Here is an 18,580-nt window from a genome sequence, read left to right as displayed (position 1 = left end):
ATCGCGCCCGCCAAAGAACCCACTCTTGACCAATGACGAGAACCCCATGCAACTGTCCCCCGCAATGGAAGTAAAACAGCGCTCCCGACAAACCGCCGCCAACACTCGCCGATTGAAACCGCTGCTGCGCCTGGACGATTTTGAAGCGGCCGCTGAAAAACATCTGCCACGGCCCATCTTCGGTTATGTGGCGGGCGCCGCCGAAGACAACCTGTCGCTGGCGTGGAACCGTGAAGCCTTCAACGACTATGCATTTGTCACCCGCACGCTAGTGGATATTTCCCAACGCAGCCAGGCCACAGAGCTGTTTGGCCAGACGTTCAACTCGCCGTTCGGCATTGCGCCCATGGGCATTAGCGCGTTGTACGCCTATCGCGGCGACTTGATCCTGACCCAGGCCGCCGCCCAGGCGAACATCCCGATGATCATGAGCGGCTCGTCCTTGATCCCGCTGGAGGACGTGGTCAAAGCCAACCCGCAGGCGTGGTTCCAGGCTTATTTGCCAGGGGACGAGCCGAACATCATCGCGCTGGTACAACGGGCGCAGACGGCGGGTTTCACGACCCTGGTGATTACCGTCGACACGCCTGTCCAGGCCAATCGTGAGAACAACCTGCGCGCCGGGTTTTCCACTCCGCTGCGGCCAGGATTGCGCCTGGCCTGGGATGGCATCACGCATCCGCGATGGCTGTTCGGTACGTTCTTCAAAACGCTGCTCAAACACGGCATGCCGCATTTCGAAAACAATTACGCCCACCGCAGCGCACCGATCGTGTCCTCGACCGTTGGCCGGACCTTTGCCAATCGCGGCCATCTGAATTGGGCGCATCTGCAACTGGTTCGCAGCCTGTGGCCGGGCACGCTGGTGATCAAGGGGATTCTGCACAAGGACGATGCGATCAAAGCCTGCGCATACGGCGCCGACGGGATCATCGTCTCCAATCATGGCGGCCGACAACTGGACGGCGCGGTCGCCCCGCTGCATGTGCTGCCCGGCATTGTCCAGGCATGCCCGAATGTCCCGGTGATGCTCGACAGCGGCGTACGACGCGGCACCGATGTGCTCAAGGCCCTGGCGCTGGGCGCACGGTTTGTTTTTGTCGGTCGCCCCTTCGGCTTTGCCGGTGCCGTGGCGGGGCAGGAAGGTATTGCCCACGCCATCGACCTACTCGCCAACGAAGTGTCCCGCGACATGGCCATGCTGGGCGTGTGTTCCGTGGCCGAGTTGGGTCCGGCGCAACTGCTGCGCAAGCCTCAATCAGGTTTCGAACCTTTATGAACGCCACATTGAAAATGCAAACTTTTTATAATTACCTTAGAAGATAATAGAATTTCACACCACGCCATCATATCCATATGTTGTAGCCATGGATTCGGACGCTCAGGTTTTTTCATTGTCCGGACGCTGCCTTGACCCCACTCATGAACCTGTAAGGAACGTTCTTCATGACCATCGAATTCATCGGCTACATCGCTACCCAACCGGGATCGGAGATTCACCCGCGCAGCGGCCCGACCATCCAGCCCGAGTACGTTGCCAAAGTAGCCAAGGCCCACGAAGACGCCGGTTTTGACCGTGCGTTGGTGGCCTACCATTCCAACAGTCCGGACAGCGCTTTTGTCGCGGCGCATGCCTCCAGCGTCACCAGCAAACTCAAGTTTCTGATCGCCCACCGCCCCGGCTTTGTCTCCCCGACCGTGGCCGCGCGGCAATTCGCGACGCTGGACGTGTTCAACGGCGGCCGCACCGCGATTCACATCATCACCGGCGGCGACGACAAAGAGCTGCGCGCCGATGGCAGTCACATTGGCAAGGACGAGCGTTACGCGCGTACCGATGAATATCTGGGCATCGTGCGTCAGGAATGGACCAGCGAAAAACCGTTCGATCATCAAGGCGAGTACTACCAGTTCGAAGGCGCGCATTCGCTGGTGAAATCTCCGCAACAGCCGCATATCCCGGTGTATTTCGGCGGTTCATCGCCAGCCGCCATCGCCGTGGCCGGCAAGCATGCCGACGTGTATGCGCTGTGGGGCGAGACTTACGATCAGGTGCGTTCAGTCGTCAAGCAAGTGCGTGAAGAAGCCGCCAAACACGGGCGTACCGTGCGTTTCAGCCTCTCACTGCGGCCGATCCTGGCGGATACCGAAGAAAAAGCCTGGGCCCGTGCCGACAGCATCCTGCAGAAAGCCACGGCCATCGCGCAGGCCAACGGCTTTGTACGTCGCGAGCCGCCCAATGAAGGCTCGCGTCGCCTGCTGGCCGCCGCCGCCCAAGGCTCGCGCCTGGACAAACGCCTGTGGACCGGCATCGCTGGCCTGTTGGGTGCGCAGGGTAATTCGACTTCACTAGTGGGCACGCCGGAACAAGTGGCCGAGGCGTTGCTGGACTACTACGACCTGGGCATCACCACCTTCCTGATCCGTGGTTTTGACCCACTGGACGACGCCATCGACTACGGCAAGAAACTCATCCCCCTGACCCGCGAACTGGTCGCCCAGCGCGAACGCGAGGCGCAAGAGCGAGTGGCTTGATCACAGCACAAACAAAAAAGAGCGGCTAAGGCCGCTCTCTTTATGTGTGAATGAGGCTCGCTCCAACGGCCGAGATTCAGAGCTTGGCAATCGACACTTCGGTGGATTTGACGAACGCGATGACTTCGCTGCCGATCTTCAATTCCAGGTCGTGCACCGAACGAGTGGTGATGACCGAAGTGACGATGCCCGACGCGGTTTGCACGTCGATTTCCGAAACCACCTGGCCTTCGACGATGGCGCTGATGACACCTTTGAACTGGTTGCGAACGTTGATTGCCTTGATGGTCATTTGAGTGTTCCTCGGGAATTGACTGGATGTTGCGCATAAGGTGCGCGAGACGATCAACATCCACAAGGAATGAATAGCGATGTTTTTATTCCTGAAAGATATATGCAGTCTTTATTGAGGCAAACCGGCAAGTGTTCGTCCAGCACTGCCAGACAACAGATTGCACACTCGCGTACAGCTAGCGGCCCGCATGGCGCCGCTTAGCTGGTGAAACGTCTGCTTTCCAGCAAGTGGCACAGAGTTGCTGGCCAAATTGACGGACCACGTTGCGCAGTTGCACAGGTGCGATGTTGCCGGAAACCGAATGAAAATCAGGATGTAGCAGGTCCAGGGCAGCCCTGTTCAATTCCTCACGAATGTTGGACGCCAGGCCAGCGCATAGCGCTCCAGCGTGCGGATGATGGTGTCGATGACCAGCCCGAGGATGCTGTAGATCAGCAGGCAGACGACAATCACGTCAGTGCGCATGAAGTCCCGCGCGTCACTGGCCAGATAGCCGATGCCTGCGGTGGTGTTGATCTGTTCGACGAACACCAGCGCCAGCCAGGAAATCCCCAGGGAGTAACGCAGGCCGACAAAAACGACGGCAAGGAACCGGGCAGGATTACGTGCCAGATCAGCTGTCGGCGAGTGAGCCCCAACGTATTGGCCGCCTCGATCCGCTTGGGATCGATATTGCGAATACCGGAAAACAGATTGAGGTACACCGGGAACGTGGTGCCGGTGACGATCAGCGCGACCTTGGTGTACTCGCCGATGCACACGCCAATGCTCAAGCCCAGCAAGGCTCGCTGCAATGACACCCACAAGTGCGTGGTCAGCTCGCCGGACTCGATCATCGCCCACAACGTGCCGCCAATCTGCGACGGCGCAGCGATCACCCGCGCTGGCAGCTTTGTCGATTGTCAGAAAGCCCGCGTCGGCGTCTCGAACATCCAGATTTTTTGCAGGCATCGGCGTCTTCCTGAAAATACGGTGGGCCAGGCCCATAAACGAGTTGGCTGCGAAAAGTCCCGGTTACTCCTTATAAGAAGTGTCGGTACGCTCCAGCTCGCGAATCAGCGCGTTCCAGTGACGGGCAACACCCGGCCCGTGACCATTGGAAAACACCTTGGCTTGCTCGTCGACCCTGGCGACCACTTCGGCAGGCGGATAGATCAACTCGGCATTGCCGGCAGACTGTGCGGCGACCTGAATGTTGCAGGCGTACTCCAGGCGATGCAGTTGCTGGAATGCATGTTCGACGCTGACCCGCCGGTGAGCAGGCCGTGGTTGCGCAGGTTCATCACGCTCTTGTCGCCCAGATCCGCCACCAGTCGCTCGCGCTCGTCCAGATCCATATCCAGCGCCACGCCAGCGCCAACCGCCACCGGGCCTGATCGCCCACTCGGATCGCGGCAGTCAATACGCCAGCGTGAGCTACAGGGCGCTGCTGGCCCGAAACGACATGCAGCAAAGCATGAGCCGTAAAGGTAATTGCTGGGATAACTCAGTGATGGAGCGCTTTTCCCTGAGCTTGAAGATGGAGCGAGGATGGCGCCGCGATTATGCCAACCATGCCGAAGCGATACGCGACATCACTGAATACATCGTTGGGTTTTACAACAACGAGCGACTGCACTCAAAACTGGGATATCTGCCACCGACCGTTTACGAACCGGCGATGGCGTGGGAACAACCTATCGAGGTGTCCGGAATTAGTTGACCACTACAGTCGGCGCGCATGAGGGGGCACGATCCATGTGTCTATCTCAAAGATGTGCTGACGCGGCTGCCGACGCAGCGGGCGAGTGAAATCGAGCAGTTGCTTCCGCATATCTGGATGCCGTTGCGCAACCTGTGATCCCCTTTCGTTTACTTAGCAGTGCCATGGCAGCAAGGCGTCGTATTCCTCAATCGCAAGCACAGTATCCGGGATCAGCTAAGCGCTTTGAATATGCGGTTTGTGAAGCTGTCACGCTTAGCGCCTGCCCATGCAATACTGGCGATATAGCATACCTGTTCATTCAACCAGCCCTGCTGGTGTCAAATGGCCCGAATGGGTTGCAGTCCGTGAACTGTCCTTCGGTGGCAGACAACTTACTTCTTCAGAAGGTTTCCCCATGACAGTTCCAACAGTCCCAACCGTTATCTCCATTAACCGGGTAAGCAGCCCAATCACCAACGCCACTTCGGTGGATTACGCGGTCACGTTCAGCGAAGCGATAACCGGCGTAGATTTGAACGACTTCGTGCTGACGACGGGTTCTACAGCGGCGGGTAACATTGCAAGTCTTTCCGGCAGCGGGAGTGTCTACACCGTCACGGTTAGCACTGTTAGCGGTGACGGTACGTTACGGCTGGACTTGAACAGCTCGGGCACGGGGATTGTCAGCACCAGTACCGCAAGCCCAATAGCGAGCGGCTTTATCGGCAATGCGTATACGATCGATCATACGTCGCCGACGATCAGCAGCGTCTTGGTCCCGGCCAATGCCACCTATGCAACAAACCAGTCGCTCGATTTCACGGTTAATTTCACTGAGGCAGTGTCGGCCGATGTCAGCGGTGGTACACCTCGTATTGCCATAGCATTGAATACCGGCGGTACGGTGTATGCCAATTATCTGAGTGGCTCTGGCACTAGCGGTTTGACTTTCCGCTATACCGTTGTGGCAGGTAACGCCGATAACGACGGTATTACCGTGGGCACGCTGGATCTTAATGGCGCGACCATCAGGGATAGCGCTGGCAACAATGGGGTGCTGACGCTTAACTCGGTGGGCGCTCTCAATGGTGTGCTGGTGGCGGGGGCGGTGCCGCCTGTGTTCGACTCGGCAGTAGTGACCGGCAACAGCCTGGTGATGAGTTATGTCGAGGCCACGACCCTGGATGCAAGCAATACTCCCACTTCGGGGGCCTTTGCCGTCACTGTCGGCGGCCTATCCGTTGCGGTGACTGGCGTAGTTGTCAATGCTGCGGCCAAGACCGCCACCCTGACATTGGCCACCGCCGCGAGAGCAGGCCAGGCCGTGACGGTCGCTTACACCGACCCCACGGCAGGCGATGATACCAATGCCTTGCAGAACGCTGCTGGCACCGATGCCGTCAGCCTGGCGGCAACGGCCGTGACCAATAACACGGCCTTGGTCGTCGCCAGTGTCGCGGTGCCTGCCAGCGCCAGCTATACGGTGGGTGATGCCCTCAGCTTCACGGTTAATTTCAGTGAAGCGGTGACGGCCAATGTCGGCGGTGGCACACCTCGCCTGGCCATTACCCTGGATACCGGCGGCACGGTGTATGCCAATTATGTGAGCGGTTCTGGCAGCAATGCGCTGGTTTTCAGGTACACCGTTGCGGCCGGTAATGCCGATGCTGACGGCGTTGCCGTTGCCAGCACACTTGACCTCAATGGCGCGACCATTCAGGCCGTCACGGGCGCCAATGCAGTGCTGACGCTTAACTCGGTGGGCAGTACCAGTGGTGTGCTAGTAGTGGCTCCCCCTGTGGCGCCCGTGTTCAGTGCGGCGGCGGTCACGGGCAACAGCCTGGTGATCCGCTATGTTGAAGCCACGACCCTGGATGCCGTCAATAAGCCGGCTACCAGTGCGTTTGAGGTCAAGGTCGGCGGCATAGTCGACACGGTGACTGCTGTCACAATCGATGCCGCAGCCAAGACCGCCACCCTGACATTGGCTACAGCCGTAGCGGCTGGTCAGTCCGTGACCGTCGCCTATACCGACCCTACGGTCGGCAATGATCTCAATGCCTTGCAAAATGCTGCTGGCACTGATGCCGTCAGTCTCAGCGCTACGGTCGCGACCAACAACACCGTCGCGCCCGTGGTGGTGGCGCCTGCCGTCGGCGTGACCCTGACAGCGCCTGCGAACGGTGGCGTGCTGCAAGGCACTGCCCAGGCGGATACCTTTATCGGCTCCGGTTCCAAAGACATCTTTTACCCTGCTGGCGGTACGGACAGTGTCGACGGTGGCAGCGGTATCGATACCGTGGTGCTGCCCGGAACGCGGGCACAGTACGGTATTAGCCATCAGGCGGACGGAACGTTTACGGTGCGCTCGTTGACCGATGCAAACTCCGTTGTGACGATGAAGAACGTCGAGCGCCTGACCTTCGACAACCAGACCGTGGCCCTGGATATCACGCCCACCACTGGCCGCGTCGCTGAGCTTTATCATCTGGCCCTGGGGCGCAATCCGGAAGAAGGCGGGTTGGTCTTTTACGTCGGTGCCGGCAGCCAGGGCTTGAGTACGACGCAACTGGCGATGAACTTCGTCAGTAGCCTTGAGTTTGCCAAAACCCATGGCGCGTTGGATAACACGAGCTTTGTCACCCAGTTGTATCAGAGCGCCTTCAACCGCGCGCCCGATGCCACAGGCTTTGCCTACTTCATGAACCAGTTGGCAGCCAACCCAGGCGCTACTGGGCAAGCCGCTGTTATTGCCAACTTCATTGACTCGCCGGAAATGGCCATTAAGTTGGCCGGCGTGGTGGATCAGGGGGTTGCTTTGCTGGCTGTTTAAGTATTGCGACGCCCATGCTGCGTAGTCGCAGACCGCCAATGAGGACTGTGAGTTATCAATGCATGCCATTACGTTGGTCATTGTCGGTCTCCTTAGTGGCTCATGTGCTTGTCGATGGCATCAGGCTTGGGACTTGCAGGGATGGCGCAATTAACTGAGTAGTCATAGCGATGATTTTGGTAGTTGAAGGAATCAGCGCCAGCGGGAAAACGACTTGGTGCGCTAAGCATGGAGGGCAACATGTCATTCCTGAAAACGGCCGTTTTGAAAACGAGCCGGATCGGATAAAAGATCCAGTCGGAGCAGCAACTTTTTGGGCAGAGCGAAACGTGGATCGCTGGCAAAAAGCGTTGGCCATGGAAGACAGTTCTTCGTGGGCTTTGTGTGACAGTGACCCTCTCAAGCTCCACTACATTTGGAGCCTTTGGCAGATCGGCGAGACGAGCGAACACAACTGGCGAATAGAGTTGGACGCCACAAGAGAAACAATCGCACAAGGACGTATTGGCTTTGCTGACTGTTACATTGTTGGCCGCATAGATCCTCAGCTCGCGCGAGAGCGAGCCAAAGCAGACACCACCCGCCGACGGAGTGGATTCAAGCTACACGTGCGCCTCCAACAAGCTCTGCTGACCTGGTACTCAGCTATGGGTGAAGTGCTTCCCGGCAGAGTGAGATTCGGGTTTCCTTCAGAAATGCCAACCTTGAAAAGCCTTGATGGAAGATATGCGGTGGTGGCCTTTGATCAAATGATCGCATCGCTCCCACGACCTACTCACACCTCTTAGCGAGACGGAGCCTTATATAGCAGTTGGAAGCGGATCGATGTGAGGGCGAAGTAAAGATGTGTTCGCCATCTGCTTACCCTGCAATTACGCAGCTATCTTGTCGAATGCCTGGCCAGTGTAGTTTGCCTTGATTCAACCGCCGTGCCACCTGCCAAATACCGAGGCCGTCGTGGACCAGCACTTTCATTCGATTGGCCCGTCGATTGGCAAGAGATAAGCGCAGTGCGGCTTCGCCGCACCGAATACCTTAATGACTCTGGCCAGCGCAGTCTCGGTGCCAGCGCGCATATCCATGGGCTCGATGGCGAGCCAGTACCAATGGGCTTGGGCAAGGAACCCTGATCAGTGCTGCGTACCTGAACCACCACGGGCACCTTCAGGTGCCCGCAAGTACGCAACGGTCGTTCAGCAACGGTGACAGGTTTTGATGCCCAGCAAAGTGTAGGCAGGGCAGAAACGGAAAATGCCAGTGGCCAGCGGCACTAAACCGATCCAACCCCACGCGCCGATCACACCGGACAGACTGAGGCCAATGAGAAGCAGGCCAGCGACAATGCGCAGGCTACGGTCAATGGTTCCAATGTTCGCTTTCATGGCGGTTCCCCCCGATCAATGGTTGCGCCGGCTCTCCAGCGCAGTAAATAACAACATGCCGGCCAACATGGCCAACATGAACACGATCACCTGCCAGCGTCCTGTCAGCAGAATTGCCACTGCGGGGCCAGGACAGATGCCTGCTATTCCCCAGCCGATGCCGAACAACAGGCTCCCGCCAATCAAGCGCGGGTCCAACTCACGTTTGATCGGTAGCTGCATTGGCCTTCCCAGCAGCGAACTGGATTGTTGTCGCGCCCAGGTTAGCGGGCCAACGGCTATGCCAATTGCCCCGACCATGACCAACGCCAAGGAAGGGTCCCAAGCACCGGTTAAATCCAGGAAAGCCAAGACTTTGCTCGGGTTGGCCATGCCTGCCAGAAGCAGACCCAAGCCGAACAGCAGGCCAGCAATGAATGCGGTCAGTTTGATCATGTCCAACCCCCCAAAAGATGACGCAGGACAAACACTGTGACGAAACCGCTGAACATGAAACACACAGTGGCGACCATCGATCGCGGCGAAAGGCGCGAGATGCCGCACACCCCATGGCCACTGGTGCAACCTGAACCGTATCGTGTGCCGATGCCCACCAATACACCGGCGACGCTCAGTCCGAACCAGCCACTTTGGAACTCAATCTGCGGCAGCGTGGCGAACAAGCTCCATAGAAGCGGCGCGATGAGCAGCCCCAGGAGAAAAAGTGCTTTCTCACTCACCCCCTCGCTCCCACGCTGTAAAAGACTACCAATCAGACCGCTGATGCCTGCGATACGCCCGTTGGCTACGACGAATAGACTGGCCGCCAAGCCAATCAAAGCGCCGCCTGCAAGGGATGACCACGGAGTAAAGTTAAGCCAGTCGACACTCATGAAGCTTCTCCAGTACAAATTGTTGGTACAGGGTTTGGATGACTGCCAATGGCGGGCCTGCTGATGCGATAGAACACCTGCTTTCCGTCATGGCGGGCCTCCACCAGTCTTTAGCGGCGAAGCACCGCCAGCTGTTGAGAGAGAGTCGGTTGATGTATCCCCAGCGGTGACTCCAGATCGCTGAAATTGCGCTCACCTTGGTGATAATTGGCATAGCAGCATCAAGCGATCTGGGTTCACTCCCCATTGGCGTGGACTTTTGAAAGCTGAGGTTCAATTGTCCAGTAACGCAATCGATGCGGGGCTCTGTTCCAGGTTCTCTCCCTTCTGCACGATAGTGATAGGCCATCGCGGTCCAGTTCGAGTGGCAGTCCACCAACATTACAATGAAACCGCCATAAACCAACTCTGGCCACCCGGTAAATTCGAGGGATGGAGTGTGTTTGCACACAATATGAATTCCGTCGGTATCCCAGTGACTTTTTATCTGGAGACCGCTTGGATGCGCGCTTCCGCACCCGAAACAGATGCCGTCCGGGGCAGCCCGATCTTGGACTGGGCTACCTTGGGCCACGCTCTGTGTAACGGTGCAAAAGCTTTCGAATTGGCCAAGGATGCGCGGTAAGTGCTCCAGCTTGGCAGCTGATTTGCCTAACTGCAGTTCGATGTCTATTTGGAGCACCCGTAGGCGATTTTCAGCATTGCGTCCGACCTCAGCACTGGCCTTGCAAGAAAGCGGTTCGGCATCCTGTTTGTACTTGCGCAGCGCGAATAGCAGACTATTAGTCAAGCAGTTGGCTACCGCACCGAGCAGCAACTCTACCGGGCTTGGGTCAGACCCTTGCAGCCGGATCCTGCAGTCATGGGTTAGCTGAAGGCTTTTAGGGCAGCCGTCAACAGGCGGGTAAGTCCTCCACCCACTTGATCTACTCAATAGCTTTAACCAGCAAGGCCACTGCAACCACCGCAGATACAATGGCAAACCCTTTTTGTAAGTTTGGCCCCGACAACTTGCCAGCGACCAAGCGACCGCAGATCATGCCGGCTAATGCTCCAATGGAAAACGGAATGGCAACAGCCCACTGTAAGTGCCCGGCTGCCGAGCTAGCAGCAACGCCGGAAATTGATACCAGCGCAATAACGGCTAGAGACGTTGCAAGCACTGACTGAGCGGTCAAGTTGGTGTATCGCTGGAGCGCCGGCACCATCACAAAGCCACCGCCCACGCCGAGCAAGCCAGAAAGCCCACCCGCGACAACGCCAGAAACGGTGAGCGCCCATGCACACGGAGCAGTCCAATTTAGCTTTCCTCGATTGGCGTCCAATAGACAAGGCGGTGGTTTGGAGGTGACGGGGCCCTTTGACTCTGTGGAAGGAGGCAACGAGCGTTGAAATACCCGAAACGCAACGTACATAAGCACGAAGGCAAACATGATCGTTAACGGACGGTTAGGTGTGCGCTGCGCCAACCAAAGGCCAAGTGGAGAGCATACGATCCCCGCTCCTGCAATTAAAAGCGCAGCTTTATAGCGGACGGTGCCGTTTTTAAGTCCCATCACGGCACCCAGGGTCGCAGCTAAACCGACAGCCAGTAAACCGATTGGCCCAGCCTCGGCCATGCTCAACCCCGCCCCAAACACCAGCAATGGAACCGCCAGTATTCCTCCGCCGGCGCCGGTCAGCGCCAGAATTACCCCAACAGTAAGCCCGAGCAGTAAGACGACGATCATCTCAGTCTCCTAGCTTTCAGGTCTGATCTCATAAGTCAGCTAACTCAGGTTTCGCCATCCACTCATGGCCCTTAAGCATTCCCTTCCAATACAGCGGTGGAAGAATCCGCTCTTTGAGCAACCATGCCAGCCTCGATGGCCGGGTACCGTCAATCAGCCAGGATGGGAAACTGGGGGCGACCTTGCCTCCATAAGTGAACTCAGCCAGTACGATCTTGCCGCGTTCAACCGTCAGCGGGCAGGAGCCGTAGCCGTCGTAATGGGCGCTGCCTTTCGCTCTACCCATTGCAGCCAAAACATTGTGCGCAACGACTGGCGCCTGCTTGCGTGCTGCCGCGGCAGTTTTGGCGTTGCTGGAGTTGGCCGCGTCTCCCAGCGCGTGAATATTGACCCAGGTTTTATGGCGCAATGTGGCAGGGTCGACATCAATCCAACCAGCCGCGTCAACGAGAGGGCTGACCCGAACGAAGTCCGGCGCAATCTGCGGTGGCACCACATGAAGTAGATCGAAGTTGCGCGTGACAAGGTGGGCGCTGCCATCCGGATTGACGCAGTTGAACGTTGCAGTTCGTGCGGGTCCGTTCACGCTGGTGAGCGTGGTGCTGAAATTAAGGTCGATACCATAGGCCTTGATGTATTCCATCAGTGCGGGCACATAATCGGGAACTCCGAACAGCACCGCGCCAGCGCTGCAAAACTCGATCTCGACGTTGTCCAATACACCGATACGTTTCCAATGATCGGCAGAGAGGTACATTGCTTTTTGCGGTGCCCCGGCACATTTGATCGGCATGGGTGGTTGCGTGAAAATGGCTCGCCCACCACGCAGTTGCTGCACCAGTTCCCACGTATAGGGGGCAAGGTGATACAGGTAGTTTGAAGTCACGCCGTTGCGGCCCAAGGTGTCTGACAAACCCTCGATTGCATGCCAATTGAGCTTCAGGCCAGGGCACACGATCAGTTGCTCGTATTTGACGACTCTGCATCCATCGAGAATGACAGCATTTCTCTCGGGTTCGAAAGCGGCGACCGCCGACTTGATCCAGTGCACCCCTCGGGGGATGGTCGTGCCCATCGTGCGGGCAGTTTGGGGCGCATCGAAGACGCCACAGCCGACAAGTGTCCAGCCTGGCTGGTAGTAGTGCACATCTGCCGGGTCGACTATGGCAACGTCGAGTCCCGGATCTCGCGCCAGTAAACTGGATGCAGTCGCGATACCTGCCGCACCGCCACCGATGATGACCACGGTATGCTGCGCCTCAGCCACTTCGACCGGCGTGCGCCCCTGATTCGCAATCCGGCGAATGACGCCTTTCATATCGAACCCGGCTTTTTTTGCAGTCTCGACGATGTTGGGCAGGGGTTGTTGGCCCGCTTGTGACAGTGCCCACATCGTCGTCGAGCGCATGCCGGAACGGCAGTAGGCCAATACCGGTTTTGGAAGCGTTTCAAGGAGCTTGCCGAAGGCAATACCTTGCTCGTCGGTTACTTTGCCTGATTCAGCGGGAAGGTAGTGCGCCTCAATACCGATCGCTTGGGCCGTACGTTTGATTTCGGCAAACAAGGGTTGATCGCCGCCTTCGCCATCGGGACGGTTACACACAATGGCTCGAAAACCGGCTACTTTTAGTTCAGCCAATTGATTGGGAAAAATCTGTTCTGATACCGACAGTCCAGGCGCAAGGCAGCGAGTGTCCATAAAGGTCTCCGTTATGGGTATTTTTCTTATAGGTTTTTTAGGGAAGGCAACGTCAGGCGACGTTGAGCGGGATTTTCAGGTAGCGCGTCCCGTTCGCTTCAGGCTCAGGCAAGTGCCCGGCTCGCATGTTGACCTGAACCGATGGCAGGATCAGCGTCGGCATGTCCATCGATGCATCACGCTTTGTACGCATCGCCACAAACTCCTCCTCACTGATCCCGTTACGCACATGAACGTTGTGCGCGCGTTGGTCTGCAACGGTGCTGACGAACTGCACCTCGCGGCCATCTGGCTGGTAGTCGTGGCACATGTACAGCAAGGTATTGGCCGGCAGACTCAGTACCTTGTTGATTGACTGGAACAACGTACGCGCATCGCCACCGGGAAAATCACAGCGTGCAGTACCGTAGTCCGGCATAAACAAGGTATCGCCGACGAACGCAGCCGTTTCGGTCCCATCGCTGATTACATACGTCATACAGGCAGGTGTGTGACCAGGTGTATGGAGCGCGTAGCATTGCAGCGTGCCGATGGCAAACGACTCATCATTAACGAACAGGTGATCGAACTGGCTTCCATCGCGGGCCATCTCGCCAGTTGTATTGAACAGAGTGCCGAACACCTCTTGCACCGTCGAAATCTGGCTGCCGATTCCCATTTTTCCACCGAGCTTTTCCTTCAGGTATGGCGCTGCCGTCAGGTGGTCTGCGTGGACGTGGGTCTCGAGAATCCATTCGACCCTCGCATTGAGTTCGTTCACCCTCGCAATCAATTTGTCGGCAGACGTTGTGGCGGTGTGGCCGGACTTAGGATCGTAATCAAGTACGCTGTCTATTAAAGCGCAGTGGTGGGTGGCCTCATCCAGCACAAGGTAGCTGACGGTATTGGTAGCAGAATCGAAGAATCCTTCGATGTGAAGTTTTACGCTCATGACTTGTCTCCTTAGGGGCTTTTTACCGAGCCGCTCACACTAAGGACTGACATAGCAATAAGTCTGCCAAGCCGAGACTGTATAGAAATATAATCTTATCTATTTGATTCTATTAGTTTTATTTTTTGAATTGAGGTAGGTTCTTGCTCTCCCATACCCGAATTCACTGCCATTGGCAGTGCCTGTTGACAGAGGTGGCAGTGCCACAACACGATGGATGGATTATCAGGAGCCATCATGAATACCATCCTGCCCACCCCAGACAGCTCACCCCCACATCCGGATCAAGTTCAGGCACTTGTTTCGTTTCTTGAGCACGAGCCTCAGCCAATGATCGTGCTCGATCCGGAGTACAACATCCTGGCTGCCAATACTGCCTATCAGCGGCAGTTTGGCAGCGCTGACAAACCCTTTATCGGTCATAAGTGTTATCAAGTCTCACACCATTACGATGTCCCTTGTGATCAGGCGGGTGAGAATTGTCCGATGAAAAAAGCGCAGGAAATGCGCGGGCCGGATCGAGTTTTGCACATTCACCACACGCCTCGCGGCCCAGAGCATGTCGACGTCGAATTGCGCCCGGTCCTAGATGAGCACGGTGTTATTACGGCCTATGTGGAGCGTCTCACACTGGTTCGCAGTGCATCCGCGCGACCCAGCAACGAAGGGCTTGTCGGCCGTTCACCGGCCTTTAACCGTGCCCTATCTGAGCTGCAGCGGGTGGCACCATCAATGCTGCCGGTGCTGCTGCTAGGCGAGTCCGGTACGGGCAAAGAGTTGTTCGCCCGCGCGGTACACGAAACCAGCGAGCGGGCCACTGGACCATTTGTAGTAGTAGATTGCTCAGGATTGACCGAAACGTTGTTTGAGAGCGAGCTGTTTGGCCATGAAAAAGGAGCATTCACCGGTGCCACCACGCGCAAGCCTGGTTTGGTCGAAACGGCCCAGGGCGGCACGTTGTTTCTTGATGAGATCGGCGATGTTCCGCTGGCAATGCAGGTAAAACTGTTGCGCCTGATCGAATCGGGCACCTATCGCCGTGTCGGCAGTGTTGAGACCCTTCACGCTAACTTCAGGTTAATCGCGGCGACCCACAAACCACTGGAAAAAATGATGGAGAAAGGTGAGTTCAGGCAGGACCTGTACTACCGCATCAGCGCCTTTCCAATTCAGTTACCCCCCCTGCGTAATCGAGTTGAAGACATTGGTTTGCTTGTGAATTCATTTCTACAACGTGCCGGTACAGGCAAGCGCCGGCTGACAATAGATGCGGATGCACTGACACAATTGCAGCGGTTTTCCTGGCCCGGCAATATCCGAGAATTACGCAATGTTCTAGAAAGAGCCTGTCTGTTCGCTGACGATGGAGTGATCCGCTCCATACATTTACCCCACGCCTCCGTCGTGATGTCTCCTCAGTCCTCGACGTCCACCCCTTTCGACGGCAGCACGCTGGTACAGGCACTCGCAACTTTTAAAGGTACCCGCAGTGAGCTGGCCGCGCACATGGGTATAAGCGAACGTACTTTGTACAGACGACTGAAAGAGCAAGGTTTGGCCTAATAGCTAGCGCTGACCATGCAAGTCTGCCAACGACTGCCAACTCTGGCAGATTGGCAGCGCATTTATCTGCCAAGGCATTTTTCGCATTACTAGGCTAATGATTAAGTAACTGTTTCAAAACGATAAAATAAGAATATCCCCCCTTGGCATGCCGTGTGCTAACTGCATAGTCATGACCATTTCCGACAAACGACTGCGACGCCATCTGCTCACAGCAGTACTGATCAAGCTACTGGTGCTGACAGTGCTGTGGTGGCTGTTCATCCGGGATTCGCACGTCAACGTCGACTCGAACACCATCGGCGACAGGTTCGGTGTACCCACCTCGACTCAAGGGGCAAGCAAGTGATTTCAGAACAACTGGTGGATTTGTCTCGGCTGCAATTTGCAGCCACTGCGCTTTACCACTTTCTTTTTGTACCGCTCACGGTTGGCATGGTGTGGCTGCTGGTCATCATGGAGAGCGTCTATGTGATGACCGGTAATGTCATCTGGAAAGACATGACGCGCTTCTGGGGCAAGCTGTTTGGCATCAACTTCGCCCTCGGGGTGACCACGGGTATTACTCTGGAATTTCAGTTCGGTACCAACTGGGCGTATTACTCGCACTACGTCGGCGACATCTTCGGGGCCCCACTGGCCATTGAAGGCTTGATGGCTTTCTTCCTAGAATCGACCATGATCGGCCTATTCTTCTTTGGTTGGGATCGTCTGAAGAAAGAGCACCACTTGCTGGTCACGTTACTGATGGGGATTGGTACAAACCTTTCAGCGTTATGGATCTTAATCGCCAATGGATGGATGCAGAACCCGGTTGGTTCGGAGTTCAGCTACATCACCATGCGCATGGAGATGGTTGATTTTTGGGCGGTGGTTTTCAACCCGGTTGCGCAGGCCAAGTTTGTGCACACCGTCTCCGCAGGTTACGTCACCGGCTCGATGTTTGTGCTGTCGATTTCCAGTTGGTATTTGCTCAAGAATCGTGATGTCGAATTTGCCAAACGCAGCTTCCGGGTGGCGGCCGCCTTCGGTCTGGCATCAGTGCTGAGCGTCATCGTGCTGGGTGATGAGTCGGGTTACACGGTGGGTGAAGCGCAGCAAACCAAGCTGGCAGCCATGGAGGCGATGTGGGAAACAAAACCCGCACCAGCGGGCCTGACATTGGTGGCCAGTATCAACGAAGCCGAGTCCAGAAATAACTGGGAAGTTGAAGTGCCCTGGGTGATGGGCTTGATCGGCACCCGGTCAGTCAGCAAGCAAATTCCAGGCATACATGACATTAAAGAAAAAAACCGCGCTCGAATTCTTCGCGGCATTACCGCCGTCAATGCGCTTGAGGCCCTAAGGGCCAATCGCAGCGATTCGGTGGCTTTCCAGACATTCGAAGAATACAAAGCCGATCTGGGCTTTGGCCTGCTGCTTAAAAAGTATGTTGAAGACGTTAACCAGGCTACGCCGGCCATTATCGACAAGGCGGTAAATGACACCGTACCGCGCGTGGCACCCATGTTCTGGGCTTTCCGGATCATGGTCGGCCTTGGCTTTGCCATGCTTATGCTCTTCGGGCTCGCCTTCTGGAGCACCCTGAAGTCGACCTGCACGCGAAGCCGGTGGTTACTGCGTTGGGCACTTTGCATGCTGCCTGCGCCATGGATTGCCTGCGAGCTGGGCTGGTTCGTCGCTGAATACGGACGTCAGCCATGGACCATCTACGGCTTCCTGCCGACCCACATGAGTGTTTCCACCCTAAGCGTCAACAACCTCTATGGCTCGCTGGCGGGATTCATCGTTTTCTACACCGTGCTGCTGGTGGTCGAAATGTTCCTGATGGTCAAGTTTGCCCGTCAAGGTCCTGGCAGCCTCGGTACAGGCCGTTATGTTCACGACGCCCATTTGAAGGAACTCCACCATGCTTGATTACTTCACCCTGAAAATTATCTGGTGGGCGCTAGTAGGCGTGCTGCTGATCGGCTTCGCCATCATGGACGGCCACGATATGGGGGTTGGCACACTGCTACCCTTTGTTGGTCGCAACGACTTGGAACGGCGCGTTGTTATCAACACCGTTGGTCCGCACTGGGATGGGAATCAGGTTTGGTTCATCACTGCCGGCGGCGCATTGTTCGCTGCATGGCCTGTGGTATATGCCACCGCATTCAGCGGATTCTATTGGGCGATGATTCTGGTCCTATGGGCGCTGTTCTTCCGCCCAGTAGGTTTTGACTATCGCAGCAAGATTCACAACTCCACTTGGCGCAGCACTTGGGATTGGGGACTTTTTGTCGGTGGGGCCGTGCCGCCCCTGGTGTTCGGGATCGCGTTCGGCAATCTGTTGCAAGGTGTACCGTTCCACTTCAACGATCTTCTGGTGTCGACTTATACCGGCAGTTTCTGGCAACTGCTTAACCCGTTCGCGCTGCTGACGGGAGTGGTGAGTAGCTCGATGATCACCCTGCAGGGAGGTACCTATCTGGCACATCGCACTGAAGGTGTTATCCAGGCCAGGGCGATCAAAGGTGCGGTGGGGGCGGCAATCGTACTGGTGTGCTCGTTTATAGCGGCTGGCATCTGGCTGCAATGGATCGACGGTTATCGCATTACATCGTTGGTTGATACCGGCGGACTGCCCGACATTCTTAACAAGTCAGTGGTGCGCGAAGCGGGCGCCTGGATGGCCAACTATGGTCATTATCCGTTGTTGTGGCTGTTGCCCGTACTGGGGTTGGATTGCGCAGCGGGTGCAGCGATATTGCTGATGATGCGTCGCACACTTTTGGCGTTTGTTGCCTCGTCGCTTGCGGTGATTGCAGTCATCAGCACGGCGGGTGTGTCGATGTTTCCATTCATCATGCCGTCATCAACAGTGCCTGCGGCAAGCCTTACTGTGTGGGACAGCGTCTCCAGTCATTTAAGCCTGGCCATCATGTTCTGGGCCACATTGATCTTCATGCCCCTGATCGTGATTTACACCTCGTGGGCGTATCGCGTTATGCGGGGCAAGGTCACCGTCGCACAGATCCAAGCCAACGAACATTCAGCCTACTAGCGCCAGCAAA

General features: G+C 56.6%; 15 protein-coding genes and 8 pseudogenes. 10 read left to right on the top strand and 13 right to left on the bottom strand.

Going from position 1 to position 18,580, the window contains the following annotated elements; translation table 11 throughout:
- Window positions 1-46: 46 nt before the first annotated feature.
- On the top strand, window positions 47-1,279 hold the full coding sequence (locus AABC73_RS10665; protein ID WP_341523532.1) for an alpha-hydroxy acid oxidase: 1,233 nt from the start codon (window positions 47-49) through the stop codon (window positions 1,277-1,279).
- A gap of 167 nt (window positions 1,280-1,446) precedes the next feature.
- On the top strand, window positions 1,447-2,535 hold the full coding sequence (locus tag AABC73_RS10660; RefSeq protein WP_341523531.1) for an LLM class flavin-dependent oxidoreductase: 1,089 nt from the start codon (window positions 1,447-1,449) through the stop codon (window positions 2,533-2,535).
- A 76-nt stretch (window positions 2,536-2,611) separates the two neighbouring features.
- Here AABC73_RS10660 and AABC73_RS10655 read toward each other — a convergent pair whose 3' ends face one another.
- From AABC73_RS10655 to AABC73_RS10645, 3 genes and pseudogenes are all read right to left on the bottom strand, one after another.
- On the bottom strand, window positions 2,612-2,827 hold the full coding sequence (locus tag AABC73_RS10655) for a TOBE domain-containing protein (RefSeq protein ID WP_020290311.1): 216 nt from the start codon (window positions 2,825-2,827) through the stop codon (window positions 2,612-2,614).
- A gap of 342 nt (window positions 2,828-3,169) precedes the next feature.
- Window positions 3,170-3,732, bottom strand: a pseudogene (locus AABC73_RS10650) (ABC transporter permease); the annotation flags it as partial.
- Between the two features lie 112 nt (window positions 3,733-3,844).
- Window positions 3,845-4,167 (bottom strand): annotated as a pseudogene (locus AABC73_RS10645) (class II aldolase/adducin family protein); the annotation flags it as partial.
- A 17-nt stretch (window positions 4,168-4,184) separates the two neighbouring features.
- Between AABC73_RS10645 and AABC73_RS10640 the strand changes: the two are divergent.
- The 3 genes and pseudogenes from AABC73_RS10640 to AABC73_RS10630 all read left to right on the top strand — a co-directional run.
- Window positions 4,185-4,532 (top strand): annotated as a pseudogene (locus AABC73_RS10640) (integrase core domain-containing protein); the annotation flags it as partial.
- Between the two features lie 3 nt (window positions 4,533-4,535).
- Window positions 4,536-4,670, top strand: a pseudogene (locus tag AABC73_RS10635) (transposase domain-containing protein); the annotation flags it as partial.
- 130 nt (window positions 4,671-4,800) lie between these two features.
- A complete protein-coding gene (locus AABC73_RS10630) occupies window positions 4,801-7,347 on the top strand; it encodes a SwmB domain-containing protein (RefSeq protein WP_341523529.1) in 2,547 nt (848 codons plus the stop codon).
- Here AABC73_RS10630 and AABC73_RS10625 read toward each other — a convergent pair.
- Window positions 7,342-7,428 (bottom strand): annotated as a pseudogene (locus tag AABC73_RS10625) (universal stress protein); the annotation flags it as partial. The gene AABC73_RS10630 and the pseudogene AABC73_RS10625 sit on opposite strands and share 6 nt — an antisense overlap.
- Before the next feature lie 89 nt (window positions 7,429-7,517).
- Here AABC73_RS10625 and AABC73_RS10620 point away from each other — a divergent pair.
- Window positions 7,518-8,135: a hypothetical protein gene (locus AABC73_RS10620; RefSeq protein WP_341523528.1), complete on the top strand. Its 618-nt coding sequence runs from the start codon at window positions 7,518-7,520 to the stop codon at window positions 8,133-8,135.
- Between the two features lie 405 nt (window positions 8,136-8,540).
- On the opposite strand, the gene AABC73_RS10615 is transcribed toward AABC73_RS10620, so the two are convergent.
- The 9 genes and pseudogenes from AABC73_RS10615 to AABC73_RS10575 form a co-directional block, all read right to left on the bottom strand.
- Window positions 8,541-8,729 (bottom strand): DUF2892 domain-containing protein, encoded by a 189-nt coding sequence (locus tag AABC73_RS10615; protein WP_047574380.1) that lies wholly within the window; start codon window positions 8,727-8,729, stop codon window positions 8,541-8,543.
- 15 nt (window positions 8,730-8,744) lie between these two features.
- Window positions 8,745-9,164, bottom strand: coding sequence for a DUF6691 family protein (locus tag AABC73_RS10610; protein WP_341523527.1), 420 nt, complete (start codon window positions 9,162-9,164; stop codon window positions 8,745-8,747).
- Entirely contained in the window at window positions 9,161-9,601 is a 441-nt protein-coding gene (locus AABC73_RS10605; RefSeq protein ID WP_341523526.1) for a YeeE/YedE family protein, read from the bottom strand. The genes AABC73_RS10610 and AABC73_RS10605 overlap by 4 nt, the downstream gene beginning before the upstream one ends.
- Window positions 9,582-9,838, bottom strand: a pseudogene (locus tag AABC73_RS10600) (metalloregulator ArsR/SmtB family transcription factor); the annotation flags it as partial. The pseudogene AABC73_RS10600 and the gene AABC73_RS10605, both read right to left, overlap by 20 nt.
- Window positions 9,837-10,175 (bottom strand): annotated as a pseudogene (locus tag AABC73_RS10595) (PaaI family thioesterase); the annotation flags it as partial. The pseudogenes AABC73_RS10595 and AABC73_RS10600, both read right to left, overlap by 2 nt.
- Window positions 10,167-10,535 (bottom strand): annotated as a pseudogene (locus AABC73_RS10590) (OsmC family protein); the annotation flags it as partial. The pseudogenes AABC73_RS10590 and AABC73_RS10595, both read right to left, overlap by 9 nt.
- Window positions 10,528-11,331, bottom strand: coding sequence for a sulfite exporter TauE/SafE family protein (locus AABC73_RS10585; RefSeq protein WP_341523525.1), 804 nt, complete (start codon window positions 11,329-11,331; stop codon window positions 10,528-10,530). The gene AABC73_RS10585 and the pseudogene AABC73_RS10590, both read right to left, overlap by 8 nt.
- 28 nt (window positions 11,332-11,359) lie before the next feature.
- A complete protein-coding gene (locus tag AABC73_RS10580) occupies window positions 11,360-13,030 on the bottom strand; it encodes a TIGR01244 family sulfur transferase (RefSeq protein WP_341523524.1) in 1,671 nt (556 codons plus the stop codon).
- A gap of 52 nt (window positions 13,031-13,082) precedes the next feature.
- The gene (locus tag AABC73_RS10575; RefSeq protein WP_341523523.1) at window positions 13,083-13,961 is read right to left on the bottom strand and encodes an MBL fold metallo-hydrolase; all 879 of its coding nucleotides are present in this window, start codon (window positions 13,959-13,961) and stop codon (window positions 13,083-13,085) included.
- Window positions 13,962-14,198: 237 nt separating this feature from the next.
- Between AABC73_RS10575 and AABC73_RS10570 the strand changes: the two genes are divergently transcribed.
- The 4 genes from AABC73_RS10570 (at window position 14,199) to cydB (ending at window position 18,570) form a co-directional block, all read left to right on the top strand.
- On the top strand, window positions 14,199-15,524 hold the full coding sequence (locus tag AABC73_RS10570) for a sigma 54-interacting transcriptional regulator (RefSeq protein ID WP_341523522.1): 1,326 nt from the start codon (window positions 14,199-14,201) through the stop codon (window positions 15,522-15,524).
- Between the two features lie 172 nt (window positions 15,525-15,696).
- A complete protein-coding gene (cydP, locus tag AABC73_RS10565) occupies window positions 15,697-15,873 on the top strand; it encodes a cytochrome oxidase putative small subunit CydP (protein WP_341523521.1) in 177 nt (58 codons plus the stop codon).
- Window positions 15,870-17,441: a cytochrome ubiquinol oxidase subunit I gene (locus tag AABC73_RS10560; protein WP_341523520.1), complete on the top strand. Its 1,572-nt coding sequence runs from the start codon at window positions 15,870-15,872 to the stop codon at window positions 17,439-17,441. Before cydP ends, AABC73_RS10560 begins: the two co-directional genes overlap by 4 nt.
- Complete coding sequence (gene cydB / locus AABC73_RS10555) at window positions 17,434-18,570, top strand: cytochrome d ubiquinol oxidase subunit II (RefSeq protein WP_341523519.1); 1,137 nt, start codon at window positions 17,434-17,436, stop codon at window positions 18,568-18,570. Before AABC73_RS10560 ends, cydB begins: the two co-directional genes overlap by 8 nt.
- Window positions 18,571-18,580: the final 10 nt, after the last annotated feature.

The sequence above is a fragment of the Pseudomonas sp. G.S.17 genome (assembly GCF_038096165.1).
GTDB lineage: Bacteria > Pseudomonadota > Gammaproteobacteria > Pseudomonadales > Pseudomonadaceae > Aquipseudomonas.
This window is presented reverse-complemented; position numbering and strand designations above follow the sequence as displayed.